At 68.6% G+C, this 17002-nt stretch carries 16 protein-coding genes; 9 read left to right on the forward strand and 7 right to left on the reverse strand.

Annotated elements, in window-relative coordinates; genetic code table 11:
* Positions 1–29: 29 nt before the first annotated feature.
* Together A5780_RS04570 and A5780_RS04575 are read right to left on the reverse strand one after the other, a co-directional pair.
* Positions 30–956, reverse strand: coding sequence for a cyclase family protein (locus A5780_RS04570; protein ID WP_064907788.1), 927 nt, complete (start codon positions 954–956; stop codon positions 30–32).
* Positions 957–1037: 81 nt separating this feature from the next.
* Positions 1038–2462: an amidase gene (locus A5780_RS04575; RefSeq protein WP_064907789.1), complete on the reverse strand. Its 1425-nt coding sequence runs from the start codon at positions 2460–2462 to the stop codon at positions 1038–1040.
* A gap of 323 nt (positions 2463–2785) precedes the next feature.
* Here A5780_RS04575 and A5780_RS04580 point away from each other — a divergent pair, with 323 nt between their 5' ends.
* Positions 2786–3553 (forward strand): dienelactone hydrolase family protein, encoded by a 768-nt coding sequence (locus tag A5780_RS04580; protein ID WP_181068526.1) that lies wholly within the window; start codon positions 2786–2788, stop codon positions 3551–3553.
* Positions 3554–3676: 123 nt separating this feature from the next.
* Here the strand turns inward: A5780_RS04580 and A5780_RS04585 are convergent, their stop codons facing one another.
* The 4 genes from A5780_RS04585 to A5780_RS04600 all read right to left on the reverse strand — a co-directional run bounded on the left by A5780_RS04585 (position 3677) and on the right by A5780_RS04600 (position 6570).
* A complete protein-coding gene (locus A5780_RS04585; protein ID WP_063017731.1) occupies positions 3677–4090 on the reverse strand; it encodes a VOC family protein in 414 nt (137 codons plus the stop codon).
* A 77-nt stretch (positions 4091–4167) separates the two neighbouring features.
* Entirely contained in the window at positions 4168–4674 is a 507-nt protein-coding gene (locus tag A5780_RS04590) for a hypothetical protein (protein WP_104363858.1), read from the reverse strand.
* Between the two features lie 231 nt (positions 4675–4905).
* Positions 4906–5343: an META domain-containing protein gene (locus A5780_RS04595; RefSeq protein WP_064907791.1), complete on the reverse strand. Its 438-nt coding sequence runs from the start codon at positions 5341–5343 to the stop codon at positions 4906–4908.
* 30 nt (positions 5344–5373) lie between these two features.
* The gene (locus tag A5780_RS04600; protein WP_063017725.1) at positions 5374–6570 is read right to left on the reverse strand and encodes an Ig-like domain-containing protein; all 1197 of its coding nucleotides are present in this window, start codon (positions 6568–6570) and stop codon (positions 5374–5376) included.
* A 275-nt stretch (positions 6571–6845) separates the two neighbouring features.
* Between A5780_RS04600 and A5780_RS04605 the strand changes: the two genes are divergently transcribed.
* The 5 genes from A5780_RS04605 to A5780_RS04625 all read left to right on the forward strand — a co-directional run bounded on the left by A5780_RS04605 (position 6846) and on the right by A5780_RS04625 (position 12878).
* On the forward strand, positions 6846–7532 hold the full coding sequence (locus A5780_RS04605) for a rhomboid-like protein (RefSeq protein ID WP_030514341.1): 687 nt from the start codon (positions 6846–6848) through the stop codon (positions 7530–7532).
* Between the two features lie 235 nt (positions 7533–7767).
* Positions 7768–9375, forward strand: a complete 1608-nt coding sequence (locus A5780_RS04610; protein WP_064907792.1) for an ABC transporter substrate-binding protein — start codon at positions 7768–7770, stop codon at positions 9373–9375.
* Between the two features lie 5 nt (positions 9376–9380).
* Positions 9381–10337, forward strand: coding sequence for an ABC transporter permease (locus A5780_RS04615; RefSeq protein ID WP_063017770.1), 957 nt, complete (start codon positions 9381–9383; stop codon positions 10335–10337).
* The gene (locus tag A5780_RS04620) at positions 10330–11205 is read left to right on the forward strand and encodes an ABC transporter permease (protein ID WP_082976282.1); all 876 of its coding nucleotides are present in this window, start codon (positions 10330–10332) and stop codon (positions 11203–11205) included. Before A5780_RS04615 ends, A5780_RS04620 begins: the two co-directional genes overlap by 8 nt.
* Positions 11206–11273: 68 nt before the next feature.
* Positions 11274–12878 (forward strand): ABC transporter ATP-binding protein, encoded by a 1605-nt coding sequence (locus tag A5780_RS04625; RefSeq protein WP_064907793.1) that lies wholly within the window; start codon positions 11274–11276, stop codon positions 12876–12878.
* Between the two features lie 8 nt (positions 12879–12886).
* Here the strand turns inward: A5780_RS04625 and A5780_RS04630 are convergent, their stop codons facing one another.
* Positions 12887–13966, reverse strand: coding sequence for a hypothetical protein (locus tag A5780_RS04630; protein WP_064907794.1), 1080 nt, complete (start codon positions 13964–13966; stop codon positions 12887–12889).
* A 256-nt stretch (positions 13967–14222) separates the two neighbouring features.
* On the opposite strand from A5780_RS04630, the gene A5780_RS04635 reads away from it, so the two are divergent.
* The 3 genes from A5780_RS04635 to A5780_RS04645 all read left to right on the forward strand — a co-directional run.
* Positions 14223–15305 carry an LLM class flavin-dependent oxidoreductase gene (locus A5780_RS04635; protein ID WP_104363859.1) on the forward strand — a complete coding sequence of 361 codons (1083 nt, stop codon included), beginning with the start codon at positions 14223–14225 and terminating at the stop codon, positions 15303–15305.
* A gap of 2 nt (positions 15306–15307) precedes the next feature.
* Complete coding sequence (locus tag A5780_RS04640; protein WP_064907795.1) at positions 15308–16672, forward strand: NtaA/DmoA family FMN-dependent monooxygenase; 1365 nt, start codon at positions 15308–15310, stop codon at positions 16670–16672.
* Positions 16669–17002, forward strand: a 334-nt coding sequence (locus A5780_RS04645; protein WP_156769361.1) for an LLM class flavin-dependent oxidoreductase, incomplete at its 3' end; no start/stop codon positions are given. The genes A5780_RS04640 and A5780_RS04645, both read left to right, overlap by 4 nt.

Consider the following 17002-nt stretch of genomic DNA (forward strand, 5'->3'; position numbering starts at 1 on the left):
CCACCGCGCCCCGGTGCGCTGCGCAGCGGTCAGAAGATCGCGACCGGGGCGACCGGACTGCCGGTGGCACCGACGAACGGTTCCGGCATCGCCGACAGCAGGAAGTCGTAGCGGCCTTCCTCGGCACACACCCGGGAGAGGTCCTCGAGATTCCAGTTCTGGCCCTGCAGCATGCCCATCTCGACCAGGTGCAGGGCATGCACCGCCAGCCAAGGGCCGTCGGCTTCGGGCGGGCAGATCTCGAAGGTGAGGGTGTCGGTGGCGACGGCGGCGACGTCGCGGGCATGGAACCATTCCGGGCAGCGCACCGACAACCCCGGTGACGGCGTCCCGTAGCCCTCGCGGTCGCCCGCCAGATAGAGCCGCATCTGCCCGGTGCGCACCAGCACCACATCCCCGGCCCGCACCCGCACCTGCCCCATCGCCGCGGCGGCGTCGAGATCCTCCGGTGAAACGGCGTGATCGCCGGCCAGCCGGTCGACCCCGCGGGCGCGGGCGACGTCGAGCAGCACCCCGCGCGACACCAGATGCGGCACCTTCTCGATACCGCTGAATCGGGCACCGCGGTGAGCGGTGATCGAGTCGGCGGGACGGCCGTTGTAGAGACGCCCGGCATAGGAGACATGTCCGAGGCCGTCCCAGTGCGTGCCCGCCTGCAACCCCATGGTGATCGAATCGTCGCTGGTCGCAATCGTGCTGGGCCCGAACATCTCCCAGTTCAGGGCCACCATGGTGTGCAGCGGATTCACTCGTCCCGGCACGAGTCCGGTCTGCACGCCACGCTGATGCAGCGGCAGTGCCAGCCCCACTCGCCGTCCCGTGCGCACGGTCGCCGCGGCGGCCCGGACCACTTCGTCGGTGACGAAGTTCAGGGTGCCGATGTCGTCGTCGGCGCCCCAGCGTCCCCAGTTGTTCACGCGCGCCGCGATCTCACGAAAGACAGACATGTCCGGCATGTGCGCACGGTACCGGCGGTCCCGTAGGTTGCCAATCCTTCACTCCCACTGAGCGAAACGACCGTTCGGGGCGTCCGACGGTCAGCCGACGGGCGGCCGGACGGGGGCGGTGCGCCACGGGCGTGCCTGCTCGAGTTGTGCCGCGACCTGCAGCAGCAGATCTTCGCGGCCGAAGGCGGCGACCAGTTGAATGCCGACCGGCATTCCGGCACTGTCGGTGCCCAGCGGGAGCGAGATCGCCGGCTGCCCGGTCACATTGAACGGGCTCGTCATGCCGCTGAACGACAGCGCGTGCTCCCACAGCGACGCCGGGTCCGTGGTGTCGAGCAGGCCGAGCGGCGCGACGACCGTCCCCAGCGTCGGCGTGAGCAGCAGGTCGTGGTCCGCGAAATAGCCGCCCAGCGTGATGGCCGCCGTCTCGAGGTCGCGCAGTGCGCGGACGTAATCGCCCGCGCTGTCCTGATTCGCGGCGTCGTACATCATCCGGGTCATCGGTTCGAGGTCGTCGTCGCGCACGTCGCGGCCGAGCGCTGCCAGCCGCGCCTTCACATCCACCGCGACCGGCACTGCCATCAGATACTGCAACCCGCTCATGATTTCCTCGAAGGGAAAGTCGGGCGCCTCGTCCACGACGTCGTGGCCGAGATCGGTGAGGACGCCGGCGATATCTCGCGTCGCCGCAACACAATCGGGATGTATGGCGGCGCCCGAAGGCAGCGTCGTCGCGATCCCGATGCGCAGGTGCCCCGGGTCGATGCGCATGGCGTCGACGTAGCGCATCGACGGCGCGGCGATGACGTACGGATCGCCGGGGACGGCGCCGGCGCCGATATCGAGCAACATCGCCGTATCGCGCACACTGCGGGTGACGGCGTGGTTGACGCTCATCGGCGCGGCCAGCAGATTCCGTGCCGGATACGCGGGCACCCGGCCGCGGCTGGGTTTGAGACCCACCAGCCCACACGACGATGCCGGGATACGGATGGAACCGCCGCCGTCACTGGCCTGACCCGCGGGCACGATTCCGGCGGCCACCGCCGCCGCCGAGCCGCCCGAGGAGCCCCCGGCGGAGTGATCGAGGCGGTGCGGATTGCGCGTCGGCCCGAACAGCAGCGGTTCCGTGCTCGCGTTCAACCCGAATTCCGGTGAATTCGTCTTGCCGATGATCACCATGCCGGCGCGCCGATACCGTTGCACCAGTTCGGAATCCGCGGCGGCGACAGCGTCGGCGAACAGCCGGGAACCGTTGGTCGTGGGCAGCCCCGCGACGTCCATGTGCAGATCCTTGATCACGAACGGGATCCCGCGCAGTGGACCGTCGGGTAGCCCCGCGGCCACCTCACGACGCGCCTCGTCACCGCGCTCGCTCACCACCGCGTTGATCGCGGGATTGCGCTCCGCGAGCCGGCTCAGGCTGAATTCGAGCACCTCCTCGGCCGACACGTCGCCGGCCTCGATCGCCGCGGCCAGTCCTGTCATGTCGGTGGTGTCGAACAGATCCCGCATCGAAGTCCCTATCAGTCGTGCCGTCCCGAGAATCGCGAGTCTCGTCCTACCAACCGCCGGGTCCTGGACGGACCGGTATTCCGCCTACCGGGATCTGCCGCTTCCCGCGCGTCGAGGATTTGACGGCGGCGCGGCGCGGTGAGCTACGGTGTGAGGCGATGACTACCGGGACGGCTTCACGCCACACACGGATGGGTTACCCGGTGCTCTGCTGAGCGCCCTGCGAGCCGATACGGGCTCGCATATCGACTCCTGCGGTATCGCGCGGGCTCCGCCTTCGTCGTGTTGATCACAAACCTCAACGACGACAGAAGGATTCGACAATGACCGTGACCGAAACACACGGCATCTCGGTAGACGTGCGGACGCCCGACGGTGTCGCCGACGCCTACCTCACCTCCCCTGCCGACGGCGCCGCCCATCCGGGAGTGCTGGTGGTCCAGGACGGTTTCGGGCTACGCCCCAGCCTGCGGGCGCTGGCCGACCGGATCGCCGCCCACAGCTATACCGTCCTGCTTCCCAACGCCTACTACCGTCACGGGCGTGCACCGGTGGTCGAGCTGCCGGACTACATCGACCCGGTGCGGCGACCCGAGATCTTCCAGCAGGTCTTCCCGATGATCCGCGACCTCACAGCGGAGTTCTGGCGCTCCGATGCCGCCGCCTACCTCGACTGGCTCGCGGCCTCGCCGAAGGTCGCCGCGGGTAAGGCCGGCGTCACCGGCTATTGCATGGGCGCCCGCCTGGCGGTGTTGACCGCCGGCATGTTCCCCGACCGGATCGCGGCGGTGGCCGGATTCCACGGCGGACCGCTCGTCACCGACGCCGCCGACAGTCCGCACCGCAGCGCCGGAAACATCACGGGCGAACTGTATTTCGCCCACGCCGGCGAGGACGACCACATGACCCCCGAACACATCAGTGCCTTCGACAAGGCACTCGCCGACGCCGGCGTCCGCCACCGCACCGAGGTCTACGAAGGAGCCCACCACGGGTTCACACAGGCCGACACCTCCGCCTACGACGCCGAAGCCGCCGAACGCCACTACCGCGAACTCCTGGCCCTGTTCGACCGCAACCTGCGCCGGTAGGTCGAGAACACGGACCCGCGACTGGGTGCGACGCCGGATCGCTGCAAGCCGAGCGTCCGGGCTCGGCGGCAACGCCGAGCCCGGATATCGCCCTACCGACGCCGCAGTCCCCTCACCCGGCGACTACTTGGGCGCGACCAGTTCCAGCGCGATGTTGTCCGGATCCCGAAACTCGAGTATGTAACTGACACCGATGTCCTTGATGTCCTCATGCGCTATCCCGCAAGCGTCCAGATGCGCTGCGGCGGCTTCCAATTCGGCGAGCGACGCGACAGTGAAAGCGAGATGGTCGAGACCGACACGATTCTCGTCGAAACGGTCGGAACCGACCGGCCGCAGCCCGATCAAACCGTGTTCCATCCGGTAGATCACCCCGCCGAAGAGAAAACCGAGACGCTCACGCGTCTCCTCATCCGCATCGGCCGGAACCTCCAGCGCCACAGGCCAGCCGAATACCTGCTCATAGAAGGCCCGCGACCGGCCGATATCGCACACCGTGAGACGGACGTGAGCAACAGATCCCGTAGCAATCGCCATAACGATCATGCTCGCACGCCGCCTCCCTACCCGCAGGTTCCCGGCCGTTAACTACCTGCCGCGCGCCTCGAACGTGGTCAGACCGGGGCTTCGGTGGGCCGACCGTGCAGCAGGGCCTGCAGTTGTTCGGTGTGGCCTGGTAGCTCCACGTCGGTCAGGCCGGTGATCAGATCCCGCAGAGGTAGTGGCTGATCGACCAGCACGGTGTCGTTGGAGAGCAGACGAGTGGGAACCACGGTGTCGAGTTCGGTTTCGCTGAGGGCCGGGCCGGAGAGGCCGCAGAGGACCTCGGCTTGCCGGCGCAGGCGGTCCCGCAGGCCGGTGCTGCCGCCGGCAAGCTCTACGACACGGTCGATGGTCCAGATGTCGAGGGCAATGCGGTTGTCGTAGGTGGTGTGCTCGCCCGCGGCGACGGCCGACGCGGCAGCGATGGTGGCGGCGGTGATCAGGCAGACGTGTCCGAGGATCCGGTCGGCATTCCATTCGCCTGGTGCGGGGACGATCGTCGGGGTCGAATCGGCTACGGCGTCGGCGGCTTCCAGAAGCGTGCGGTAGGCGTCGCTCAACGCGGTGGTGTCCAACATGGAGAAATTATGCAGGCATTCGCCTGCGTAATTCAATCTGGGGTTGTCCCAGAAGTGCATGCCAACCAATGGCGACTCTGTTCGCCGAGCGTGATCGCGGCGAGCATGCGGCGGTCACGCCTGGGCCAGGAAGCGAATAGCACTCGACTTACGGCTCGAGGGAGATTCGGCGGACTGCCGGACCGGCTGGGTGGAAACCGGCATCCACGACGTGCTGCTCGGACTGCGGAGCTACCCCGCGGGTTCGGACTCGCGCAGAGTCACGGTGCGGTCGACGGTTTTCAACGTCAATGTCGCGCCGTCGAGACTCCATGTCGGGCTCGCTTGCAGGAGTGAGATCGCCCATTCGTCGGCTCCGGCGCGGTCGCCTCCGCACGCCATGCGAGTTGCGGCGAGGGGGCCGGTGTGGAGGGTGTTGCCGGTCAGGTCGGCGGAGCCCATGAGGGTGTTGCAGCCGGCGGTGGCACTGAGGTGACCCGCGGTGAAGGTCAGGCGGAGCGGGCCGTCGCCGGGGATTCGCGGGCCTTGGACGCCGGTGGAGACGTAGGTGTGGCCGACGGGAGTGGCGGGTGTGGAATCCGTTGGGGTGGAATCGTTTCCGGAGGAGCAGGCGGCGCCTGCCGCCAGCACGGCCAGGACCGGAGCGATTCGCAGGATATTCGCCGACATGCTCCGATGGTAGCCGCCGGGTGGGGCGGATCAGCTGTTCGCGTTACCGGCCTGCCACGTGGTCCACGGGACCTCCCAGTCGCCGTAGGTGTCCCATACGGGCAGCGGCTGCCCGCCCGAGTTGGTGATCTCCACGACGTCGCCGACGCCGAAGTGGTCGAAGAACCACTGGGCGTTGTCGGGTGAGAGGTTCACACAGCCGTGCGACACGTTGCTGGCCCCCTGCTGCCCCACCGACCAGGGCGCCGAATGGACGAATTCGCCGTCGTTGGAGATCCTTTCGTCCAGGTCCACCTTCTCGCGGTAGTACCCGGGCTGGCCGGCGCAGACCCCGTAACTGCAGGAGTCCATGATGATCGACGGCGATTTCTCCGAAATGACATGCGGCCCTTCGTGCGACGGGAACCCGGGCGAGCCGAGACTCATCGGCATCTGGTTCACCTGCGCGCCGTTGTGCAGGATCGTCAGCTGTTCGGTGTTGCCGTCGGCCTGCGCGATCCAGGAGTCGTGCACCGTGTAGTCGGCGCTGTTGTTCTCGGCGCCGAACACCCCGTCGCCGAGGTCGAGACCGAAGACGTCGGCTTCGATATGGATCTTGGTGCCCGGCTGCCAGTACTGCGCGGCGCGGTAGTGCACATCCTTGTCGTCGACCCAGTACCAGGCGCCCGGCTGCGGCGGCGTGACGGTGACCTTCAGATGCTTCTGCACCTCGGCCTTGTTCGCCACCGGCGCGGTGAACTGGAACACCATCGGCTGCCCGACCCCGATCCCGGTCTGGGCGACCAGATCGGGCGCGGGCACCACATTCGCGTACGCCTTGTGACCGGCGTCGATCGTGGCCACGGTGAATGTCTTGTTCGTGGCGACCTGGGCGAGGTTCACCGCTTGGGCGTCGACGCGGTAGGTGGTCCCGTAGCTCAACGGATCCTTCGAGGTCCAACTGCGATGGTCGGCACCGAAATCGCCGGCGACCGCTTTACCGTCCCCATCGGTGACGGTGACCTTGGTCAGCATGCCGTCGGCGGAGTTCACCACGAGGGGCGTCGCCGGATTGAGCGGTCCGTGGTCGGCCGCGGGCACATCGATCGTCGCGGGCGCGGTGATATCGGGCCCCTTGGACACCGGCGCCGACGACGTGCCGCCATGCGAGCCGCCACATCCGCCGACGAGCACGACGATCGCCGTCAGCACCGCCGACACCACCAGTAGAGATCGACGCCTGCGCACGTCCTCACCGCCTCTGTCTCGCACCCTCGCATGCACAGCGCCCACCCGGGACACAGCACCCTCCAGTCCACACCATCAATCCGGTGTCGCACCGCAGCAGCAGAGTACGTGTCGTCGCCGCCCGGCGCGCGTCCGGCATGGTCGGACCAGGCGTTTTGCCGCATTCGTGGCATTCGGCGACGGATGATGCGGGCTCACCCGCTACGGGTGATTGCGCGCGGACAGTGCGGCCGCATAGTGGAGCGATCTTCGCGATTCGTCGAGGAAGGTGACCGATGCCCAGGCGAGAGCGCTTCCGGTGGCGGACCGCCGCGGGCGCGGTCGGCGACTACATCCGGCATGCGCCCGGCACCTACATCTGGCTGGCCATCCTGCTGGTGTCCACACTCGTGGTCCGGCACCTGTCTCCCGATCAGGCCGAGATCCTGCTGGGCAACCGCTCGACCAATCTGCATCATCTGCGCGAGGATCCGGTGCACGTGCTGATCTCCAGCGCGTTCTGGCTCGCGGGCGGTGGCTGGTTCGGCTACGCGGTCAGCTACACCCTCTTCCACGCCCAGGCCGAACGTTGGCTGGGAACGCTGCGCTGGCTGGCGGTGGTGGTGATCGCGCACGTCGGCGCGACCTATATCAGCGAGGGCGTGCTGTATTGGGCTATTCATCACGGTTACGCGCCCGAATCCGCGGTGAACACCCTCGATTACGGCGTGAGCTACGCCTTGGCGGGTGTGATCGCCGTGCTGGTGTATCGGATCGCGAAGCCGTGGCGGTACGTGTACCTGCTCGGAGTGGTGGTGTTCTACGCGATTCCGGTCTTCGCGAACCGAACCTTCACCGACATAGGACATTTCAGTGCGATGGTCCTCGGCCTTGCCTGCTACCCGCTGACCCTCGGGCGTCCGGGTGTGTGGGATCCGGAGGTGGCGGTGCGTGGGCTCGCCGGGTCCGTGCGACACCGGTAATCACACCGCCGGGCCGTCGTCGCGACAAGGATTGGATTCAGCGCGATCCAGAGTGCTGACCCCGCATCGGAATTCCCCTAGCGTGACGTTTCGCCCATCCAGAGCGATCGAGAGACCCGGCTCCACGACATCGCAGCAACCCGCCGACCGGGTGTGGGTGCTACCGCCGGGACCGGCCGACCACTTCCAGCCGTCCACCCGGCACCTACCGCATCGATCCACCCGGAGTCACCGAATGAAACGAATTCTCTCGCCGGCGCTCGCACTCACCGCGACGCTGGCGATCGCCGCCTGCGCGAACATCACCGATGGTGGCGGCGACGCCGGTCCGCCGCAGTCGGGCGGAACCCTGCGCTACGGCCTGTCGCAGGCGCCGACCTGCTCGGATCCGGCCCAGGCCGGCACCAACCAAACCCTCTACGTGGCACGCCAGATCGTGGATTCGCTCACCGACCAGGATCCCGCGAGCGGGGAAATCAAGCCGTGGCTGGCGACCTCCTGGCAGGTGAGCCCGGACGCGAAGACCTTCACCTTCCATCTGCGGCCCGACGTCACGTTCAGCGACGGCACACCGCTGACCGCCGCGTCGGTGCAGAAGAACTTCGACGCCGTCGTGCACACCCTCACCGCGGCGAAAGCGCCGCTGGGCGCGAGCTATCTGTCCGGCTACGCGGGCACCACGGCGATCGATCCACTCATCGCCGAGGTGCGATTCGACACGCCCAACGCGCAGTTCCTGCAGGCCTCCTCGACACCGCAGCTGGGCATCCTCGCCGACGCGACCACCGCGAAACCGGCCGAGCAGCGCTGCCTCGGTGACAACATCGGCAGCGGTCCGTTCGTCTATGCCGGCTATCGCCAGGACGCCTCCGCCACACTGGTCAAGCGCCCCGGATACCGGTGGGGTTCGGCGGTGTTCGCCCACTCCGGCGAGGCGTATCTGGATCGCATCGAATTCACGGTCGTCCCCGAGGCAGGAGTGCGGACCGGCAGCCTGTCGTCGAATCAGCTCGACGCCGTCAGTGACGCACTGCCACAGGATGTCGCGCAACTCGAGGCCGCCGGCGCCAAGGTGCAGTTCGACTCGAATCCGGGCGTTCCCTTCGGACTGCAGCCGAATGTGAGCCGTGCGCCGCTGTCGGATTCCACCGTGCGCCAGGCCCTGTTGCACGCCATCGACCGCAAGCAGCTGGTGGATACGGTGCTGGGACCGCAGTTCCTGCCCGCCACCGGCCCGCTGGCCTCGAAAACGCCTGAGTACGTCGATCTTTCGAAGTCGATAACCTTCGACCCCGACCAGGCGCGCCGCATTCTGGACCAGGCCGGGTGGGTGCCCGGCGGCGACGGAATCCGCGTCAAGGACGGGCGGCGACTGTCGTTCGGTGTGCTGTTCGGTGCGCAGTTCGCCGCGAATCAGGCGACCTTGGAACTGGTGCAGCAGCAACTACGCAAGGTCGGGGTGGACATCCGGCTGGAGTTGACGCCCGTCGCCGAGTACACCGCGCGGCAGAACTCCGGTGACTTCGACGCCACCTACTTCAACACCACCCGCGCCGACGGCGACATCCTGCGCACCACCGTCGGCCGCGGACAGCGAAACCTCAACCAGCGCGGACCGATTCCGGCGCTGGACCAGGCGCTCGCCGACCAGCTCTCGACCACCGACCCGGCGGCGCGGGCGGGGATCATCGGGCAGGCACAGCGATCGGTGATCGAGAACGGACTGTGGTTGCCGACCATCGAATTGTCGCAGGCGATCGGTGTGTCGGGCGCGGTGCACGATCTGAAGTTCGAGGCCTCGGCCCGTCTGCAGTTCTACGACACCTGGTTGAGCAAGCGATGAATCCGATGACCCGGTATGTGATCGTGCGCGTGCTGCAGGCGATCGGCGTGCTCTGGGCGGCGTTCACCATCTCCTTCGCCGTACTGTTCCTGCTGCCGTCGGATCCGGTGCAGATGGCCGTCGACGCGGATCCGGGCGTGCCTCCCGATCCGGCCGCCATCGCGGAACTGCGGGCCAGATACGGCCTGGATCGCTCGGTGCCGGAACAATATTGGACCGCGCTCACCCATGCCGTCCGGGGCGATCTCGGGCGCTCGCTGAACACCGGGCAAACCGTCACCGGCGCCCTGGCGCAGTCGATTCCCTCGACTCTCGCGCTGGCCGGCCTCGCGCTGCTGCTGGCGATCGTCTTCGGCGCCGCGCTGGCCGTGGCCGCGTCCTACACCCGGCGGCCGTGGTTGCGGAATCTGCTCACCGCGCTCCCGCCGATCGGCGCGGCGATGCCCACGTTCTGGGTGGGACTGCTTCTGCTGCAACTGTTCTCGTTCCGGCTTCGTCTCGTGCCCGCATTCGGCGGGACGGGTTTCAGCGGCACGATCCTGCCCGCGATCACCCTGGCCGTGCCGGTCGGCGCCGTCATAGCGCAGGTGCTCCACAGCGGTCTGGCCACCACCTGGCGGCAGCCGTTCGTCGAGGTGGCCTTCGCCAAGGGCGCCTCGCGGCTGTGGGTGCAGTGGCGGCACGTGCTGCGCGCCGCGGCCGGGCCGGCGCTCACCGTCGCCGGACTGTGGGTCGGCACGGTACTGGCAGGTTCCGTGGTGGTCGAAACCGTGTTCTCCCGCGGCGGACTGGGCCGGCTCACCCAGAACGCGGTGCTGCATCAAGACATTCCGGTGGTGCAGGGCATCGTGTTGATCGCCGCCCTGGCATTCGTGGTGGTGAACCTGGCGGTGGATCTGATCTATCCGGTGCTCGATCCCCGCGTCGCCGTCGCTCGCGAGAAGGTGCGCGCTCATGTCTGACACACTGCTCATCGCCGACCCCCCGTCCGTCCGGACGGCGGAACTGCGGCGCGCGTTGGCGCCGAAACGGCTGCGTGCCAACGCAGGACTCGCGGTGTCGATCCTCGTGCTGATCGTGGTTCTCGGCTGGGCGGTCGCGCCCTCGCTTCTCGCCGGCGACGATCCACGCGCGGGCGTGCCGGAGCAGAAATTCCGTGGCCCGAGCCTGCAGCACTGGTTCGGTACCGACAATCTCGGCCGCGATCTGTACACCAGAGTGGCGCACGGGGCGGCGCTGACGCTGTCGGCGACCGTCTGTGCCGTGTTGCTCGGGCTGGTGGTCGGGTCGGCGATCGGTCTCGTCTCCGGCACCCTCGGCGGCACCGTCGATGCCTTCGTCATGCGCGGAGTCGATGTGCTGCTGGCGATTCCCGAACTGTTGTCGGCGCTGGTACTCATCACGGTGCTCGGGCTGGGCACCCGGAACGTGGCCATCGCGGTGGGAGTGGCGCTGATCGCCCGGTTCGCGCGGGTGATGCGTGCGGAAGTGCTGCGAGTGCGCCGCGCGCCCTACGTGGAGGCGGCGTTCGCGTCCGGAGTGCGCTGGCACACCGTGCTGCTGCGTCACATCCTGCGGACGGCCTACGCGCCGGTCGCCGCCCTGGCCGCGGTCGAATTCGGTGTTGCGGTGCTGGCGATCTCGTCGCTCAGTTTCCTCGGCTACGGCGCCGCGCCACCCACCCCGGAATGGGGTTCGCTGATCTCGGAAGGCCGCAACTACCTCGTGCTCGCCTGGTGGATGACCACCCTGCCCGGCCTGGTGATCGTCGCGGTGGTGCTCGCCGCCCAGCGCATCGGCCGCTCGATCGGGAGCACGGACGACCGATGAGACATACTCGCGCGGCTTCTGATCGGTCCGACCGGGTGCGGGTGTCCCGCGAAAATACAGGAGGACCGATGAGCGACGATACATTGTTGCGGGTCGACGACCTGCGCGTCCGCTACGGCGGCGCATCGGTGGAGGCGGTGTCCGGTGCGACGCTGGAGATCGCTCGCGGAGAGACCGTCGCGCTGGTCGGCGAATCCGGTTCGGGCAAATCCACACTCGCCCATGCGGTCATCGGCCTGTTGCCCGATTCCGCGGAAGTCTCCGGCGGCGGAATCGTTTTCGACGGTCACCGGCTCGACACCGCGTCCGACCGCACCCTGCGCGGCCTGCGGGGTGCGCGCATCGGACTTGTCCCGCAGGATCCCGGGACGTCGCTGAATCCGGTGCAGCGCATCGGCGATCAGGTGGCCGAGGTGTTGCGCATCCATCGGCGGGCCGATCGCCGCACGGCACGGCTGGAGGCGGTGCGGTTGCTCACCGAGGCGGGCTTGGACCGGCCGGAGGTGCGGGCCAGGCAATATCCGCAGGATCTGTCCGGAGGGCAGCGCCAGCGGGTACTGATCGCGATCGCACTGGCCTGCGAACCGGAGCTGGTGATCGCCGACGAACCGACCAGCGCCCTGGACGTCACCGTACAGCGCCGCATCCTCGATCACCTCGCCGACCGCACCACGCAGCTCGGCACGGCCGCCCTGCTCATCACCCACGACCTGGCGGTGGCCGCCGACCGCGCCGATCGGATCGTGGTCATGCGGCACGGCGGGATCGTCGAAACCGGAACCACCGCAGCCGTTCTCACCGATCCGCAGCACGAATACACTGCCGAACTGCTCGCCGCCGCGCCGAGCGCGGAGTCACCGGTGCGCCGAGCGCGCCCGCGTGCCGAACGATCCTTGCTGGTGGCGACCGGTTTGCGCAAGAGTTACCGGATCGCGCGGGGCGTGCGCACGGATGCGGTCGACGACGTCTCACTGGATCTCGATCGCGGCGAGACACTCGCCCTGGTCGGCGAATCCGGCTCCGGCAAGACCACCACCGCTCGCATCCTCGCACGGCTGTCCGCGCCCGATGCGGGCAGCATCCGCTTCGACGGGCGCGATGTCGCCGGTCTGCGCGGCGCCGCGCTGCGGGAATTTCGCCGGCGCGTCCAGGTGGTGTATCAAAATCCCTACACATCGCTGAATCCCACCCTGAGTGTGGCGAAGATCGTGGGAGAACCGTTGCAAGCCTTCGGGATCGGCGATCGCCGCGCCCGAGTCGCCGAACTGCTCGAGCAGGTAGCCTTGCCCGGAGAAGTCGCCGACCGGCGCCCGGAGCGGCTGTCGGGCGGGCAGCGGCAGCGCGTCGCGATCGCGCGGGCGCTGGCACTGCGGCCGGATGTGCTGGTGCTGGACGAACCGGTGTCGGCGCTCGATGTCGGAGTGCAGGCACAGATTCTGGCGTTGCTGGAGCGATTGCAGTCCGAGCTGGACCTGAGCTATCTGTTCATCTCCCACGATCTGGCCGTGGTGCGTCGCATCAGCGACCGCGTCGCGGTGATGCGGCAGGGCACGATCGTCGAAACAGCCGACACCGCAACGCTGTTCGACGACCCGAGGCACGAATACACGCGCGAGTTGCTGGCCGCGGTACCGGGCGGGTTCGTCCGGCCCGCGATCGAACGGTCCGCCTGAGACGGGAACTATTCGTCGTGGCCGGCCGGCTCGTCGGGGTCGTTCGCATCGGTCTGCCGGTCCCGCCACACCCAGAAAACCGCTGAGGCGACCAGCGCCCACCCGGCGAGCACCAGATACGGGAAGAGGTGCTGGTGGCCGGAGAAGTACACCGCGGTGTGCTGGGCGTTCACCGACGCGCCCGGTGGTAGCCAGCGGCCGATCGCCCCGAGTACCGATGGCAGCAGCGGCCACGACACCGCGCCCCCGGAGGACGGGTTGCCCAGCAGCACCATCACACCCCAGGTCGGGATCATCGCCCAGCGCCCGAACAGCGCGCTGAACATCGAGAAGATCATGCCCGAGGTGAACATCGTGAACGCCAGGATTCCCCACGACTGCACGAACGGCAGCGTCAGCGCGCCCAGCCACCAGTCCACCAGGGCGGCGATCGCGAACCCGCCCAGCAGGGAGTAGGCGACGGTGAACCCGATCCGCTGCACCGCGGTCAACGCCCCGGCGTGCACGCTGAGCTGGATGGCGCCGACGAAGCCGATGATCACCGCCGCCAGCGTGATGTAGAAGATCGCCAATCCGCGCGGATCGCCCGGCTGGAGTGGGTTGATATCGGTCACCACGATCGGTATCCCGGTCCGGCGGCTCGCCTCGGCGGCCGCGGTGGTGACCACCTGGGCTACCGACGAACCGGACGCACCCGACACATCGACGGGGATCCGCGCGGCGGTGCGCACGTCCAGGATGGCGAACACCCGCTGCGATTCGACGGCCTCACGCGCCGCCTCCGGGGTGTCGTAGTGCAGCGGATGCAGCGAGCCGTTCAGTTCTCGGTCCATGGTGTCGAGGAAGCGCTGGTCGGGCTCCGGTACCGCGGTCCCCGCGTCGACGACGGCGACCGGGATCCGGTGCGGTGTCGGATTGGCGAGGATATAGGTGTAGGAGCCGGCGAACAGTCCGGCCGCGATCGCCAGGATGAACACCAGCACCGTTGCCGGCAGATACGGCGAGTGCCGGAAGCGATGCCAACGGCCGCGCCATCCGCTCGGGGCCACCGGCACCGCGGCCGCGGTATTCCGCTCGTGGTCGGACATGCCGCCACCTTAGGAGCCCCCGGCACCCGAATCCGGGAAGCCGGTAGGAACGGCGGCCCCCGCAGGAAGGCCGCTTCGAGTCCGCGCCGATGCCGCCGCCGCAAGAATAGAATTCAGCGCGATCGAGAGTGCTGACGCCGCAGGTGATTTCTCCTAGTTTGAGCTTCTGCCCATCCGGCGATCGCGGGACATCTCCGCTTCCCTCCTACCGCGATGCGGCCGTGTTGTCTGGTGTCGATCGAAAGGACGCCTTCGCATGTCGTCGTTGCCGCCCCTGCTCGGGGTGGAATTGTCCGGCACGGGTACCCACCCGGCGTCGTGGCGGCGGGCCGACTCCCGCGCCGAAGAGCTGTTCACACCCGGCTACTGGCTCGACGCGATCACCACCGCCGACCGGGCCGGATTCGACTTCGTCTTCCTCCCGGACTCCTTCGGTGTGGGCGCCGGCGGTTACGGGCCGTTCGACGCGCTCGCGCTCGCGGCCCGTGCCGCCGCCGCGACCCGGACCATCGGCCTGATCCCGCAGGCCACGGTCACCCACACCGAACCGTTCCACGTGTCCAAGGCGATCGCCTCCCTCGACTACGCCACCTACGGCCGGGCGGGGTGGGAGGTCGCCGTCTCGGCCGAGGCCGAGCAGACGACGCTGTTCGGCCGCAAGCAGCCGCAGGACGACACCTCGCTGTGGCGGGAGGCCGACGAGGCGATCGAGGTGGTGACCCGGCTGTGGGACAGCTGGGAGGACGACGCCGAGATCCGCGATCTCGCGACCGGCCGGTTCATCGACCGCGACCGGTTGCACTACATCGATTTCGAGGGCGAGAACTTTTCCGTCAAGGGCCCCTCGATCACACCCCGGCCGCCGCAGGGCCGGCCGCCGATCGCGGTGCGCGCCGCGTCGGCGGCGAGCACCCGCCTCGCGGTCAACCGTGCCGATCTGATCCGGATCAGCGCCGCCGGCCTCGACGAGGCCGCCGCCCTGCGCTCGCGGCTGCGCTCCGCGGTCGCCGCGGCCGGCCGGACGCCCGACGAGGTGCGGATCCTGCTCGACGTCGAGGTGCATCTCGCCGCGACGAAGGACCGGGCCCACGCGGAGCTCGACCAGCTCGACGCCTGGGGGCCTGCGGCCCCGGCCGCGACCGTGCGCCACCTCGGCACCGCCGACGGACTGCGCGCGCTGCTCGACCGGACTCGGCGCGAATGCGCCGCCGACGGTCTGGTGTTGCGGCCACTGGCGATACCCGCGTTCAGCGCCGCACTCGTCCGTCCGGCACGGAGCCTGCGCGGCCGCATCGGCCTGACGCGCCCCGCCAACCGCTACGCACTCGCCCGAGGATGAGGATGCCGAAACAACAGGTACGCAAGCAGATTCACCTGGCCGCCCACTTCCCCGGGGTGAACAACACCACGGTGTGGAGCGTGCCGGAATCGGGCAGCCAGATCGAGTTCGACTCCTTCGTGCACCTGGCGCGCACCGCCGAGCGCGGCCTGTTCGACTTCTTCTTCCTCGCCGAGGGGCTGCGGCTGCGCGAACACCGCGGCCGCATCTTCGACCTCGACGTGGTCGGTCGTCCCGACACCTTCACCGTGCTCAACGCGCTCGCCGGGGTCACGACCCGCCTCGGCCTGGCCGGCACGATCAACACCACGTTCAACGAACCCTACGAACTCGCACGGCAATTCGGCAGCCTGGACCACCTCTCGGGCGGACGGGCCGCCTGGAACGCGGTCACCTCCTCCGACGCGTTCACCGGCGAGAATTTCCGCCGCGGCGGCTATCTGGACCACTCGCAGCGCTACGTGCGCGCGGCGGAGGTGGTCGACGCGACCCGCGCGATCTGGGACAGTCGCGCCGGCGGGGCGCCGGTCGTCGACCGCGAACGCGGGGTATTCGGCGGCCCGGCGTCCCGATTCGCCTATCGCGGAACGCAATTCGATATCGAAGGCGTCTACGGGTTGCCGGCGAGCCCGCAGGGATATCCGGTGCAGATTCAGGCCGGTGATTCCGAGGAAGGCCGGGACTTCGCCGCCGCGAAGGCCGATGCGATCTTCAGCCGCCACGGCGAACTCGAGGACGGGCGCCGGTTCTACACCGACATCAAAACCCGGCTCGCGAAGTACGGCCGCCGCCGCGACGATCTGAAGATCCTTCCCGCCGCCACTTTCGTGCTCGGTGACAGCGACGCCGACGCGCAGGAGCGGGCCCGGGAGATCCGCCTGCAGCAGGTGGGGCCGCAGACCGCGATCGCCTTCCTCGAACAGGTCTGGGGCCGTGACCTTTCCGGCTACGACCCCGACGGGCCGCTGCCCGAGATCGATTCGGTCGACAACGCGAACATCACCCGCGGACGCGTCCGGCACGCCAAGGATCCGCGCGCGATCGCCGAGGACTGGCGCGCCAAGGCCGCCGCGGAGAAGCTGAGCATCCGCGAATTGATCATCGAGGTGACCGCGCGCCAGCAGTTCGTCGGCACGCCCGCTCGGGTCGCCGCGGAGATCGATCGGTACGTGCAGTCCGACGCCGCCGACGGATTCGTGCTTGTCCCGCATCTCACGCCCGCCGGCCTCGACGAATTCGTCGACAAGGTCGTTCCCGAACTTCAGGAGCTGGGCAGTTTCCGAACCGAGTACACCGGTGTGACCCTGCGCGAACATCTGGGTCTGTGCCATCCGCATCGCGGCAGCGAAGGAGTGCGAGCGTCATGACCGTGCCGTTGTCGATTCTGGATCTCTCCCCCGTCAGCGCCGGATCCACACCGCGGCAGGCGCTGCGCAACACCATCGATCTGGCCCGTCACGCCGAGGCGTGGGGGTATCGCCGATTCTGGGTCGCCGAACATCATTTCGTCGCGGTGGCCTCCTCGGCGCCGACCACCCTCATCGCGTTGATCGCGGCCGCCACCGACAGCATCCGCGTCGGCTCGGCCGCCGTGCAGGCCGGTCAATACACCTCCGCGGCGGTGGTCGAGGCGTTCGGCACCATCGACGCGCTGTATCCGGGACGGCTGGATCTGGGCCTCGGGCGCTCGGCGCATC

Source organism: Nocardia sp. 852002-20019_SCH5090214, assembly GCF_001665865.1.
In the GTDB taxonomy this organism is placed as follows: Bacteria; Actinomycetota; Actinomycetes; order Mycobacteriales; family Mycobacteriaceae; genus Nocardia; species Nocardia nova.

Coding starts and splice junctions, on each gene's coding strand:
- A5780_RS04570 (WP_064907788.1), bottom strand. CDS start 956: ATGCCGGACATGTCTGTCTTTCGTGAGATCGCGGCGCGCGTGAACAAC.
- A5780_RS04575 (WP_064907789.1), bottom strand. CDS start 2,462: ATGCGGGATCTGTTCGACACCACCGACATGACAGGACTGGCCGCGGCG.
- A5780_RS04580 (WP_181068526.1), top strand. CDS start 2,786: ATGACCGTGACCGAAACACACGGCATCTCGGTAGACGTGCGGACGCCC.
- A5780_RS04585 (WP_063017731.1), bottom strand. CDS start 4,090: ATGGCGATTGCTACGGGATCTGTTGCTCACGTCCGTCTCACGGTGTGC.
- A5780_RS04590 (WP_104363858.1), bottom strand. CDS start 4,674: ATGTTGGACACCACCGCGTTGAGCGACGCCTACCGCACGCTTCTGGAA.
- A5780_RS04595 (WP_064907791.1), bottom strand. CDS start 5,343: ATGTCGGCGAATATCCTGCGAATCGCTCCGGTCCTGGCCGTGCTGGCG.
- A5780_RS04605 (WP_030514341.1), top strand. CDS start 6,846: ATGCCCAGGCGAGAGCGCTTCCGGTGGCGGACCGCCGCGGGCGCGGTC.
- A5780_RS04610 (WP_064907792.1), top strand. CDS start 7,768: ATGAAACGAATTCTCTCGCCGGCGCTCGCACTCACCGCGACGCTGGCG.
- A5780_RS04615 (WP_063017770.1), top strand. CDS start 9,381: ATGACCCGGTATGTGATCGTGCGCGTGCTGCAGGCGATCGGCGTGCTC.
- A5780_RS04620 (WP_082976282.1), top strand. CDS start 10,330: ATGTCTGACACACTGCTCATCGCCGACCCCCCGTCCGTCCGGACGGCG.
- A5780_RS04625 (WP_064907793.1), top strand. CDS start 11,274: ATGAGCGACGATACATTGTTGCGGGTCGACGACCTGCGCGTCCGCTAC.
- A5780_RS04630 (WP_064907794.1), bottom strand. CDS start 13,966: ATGTCCGACCACGAGCGGAATACCGCGGCCGCGGTGCCGGTGGCCCCG.
- A5780_RS04635 (WP_104363859.1), top strand. CDS start 14,223: ATGTCGTCGTTGCCGCCCCTGCTCGGGGTGGAATTGTCCGGCACGGGT.
- A5780_RS04640 (WP_064907795.1), top strand. CDS start 15,308: ATGCCGAAACAACAGGTACGCAAGCAGATTCACCTGGCCGCCCACTTC.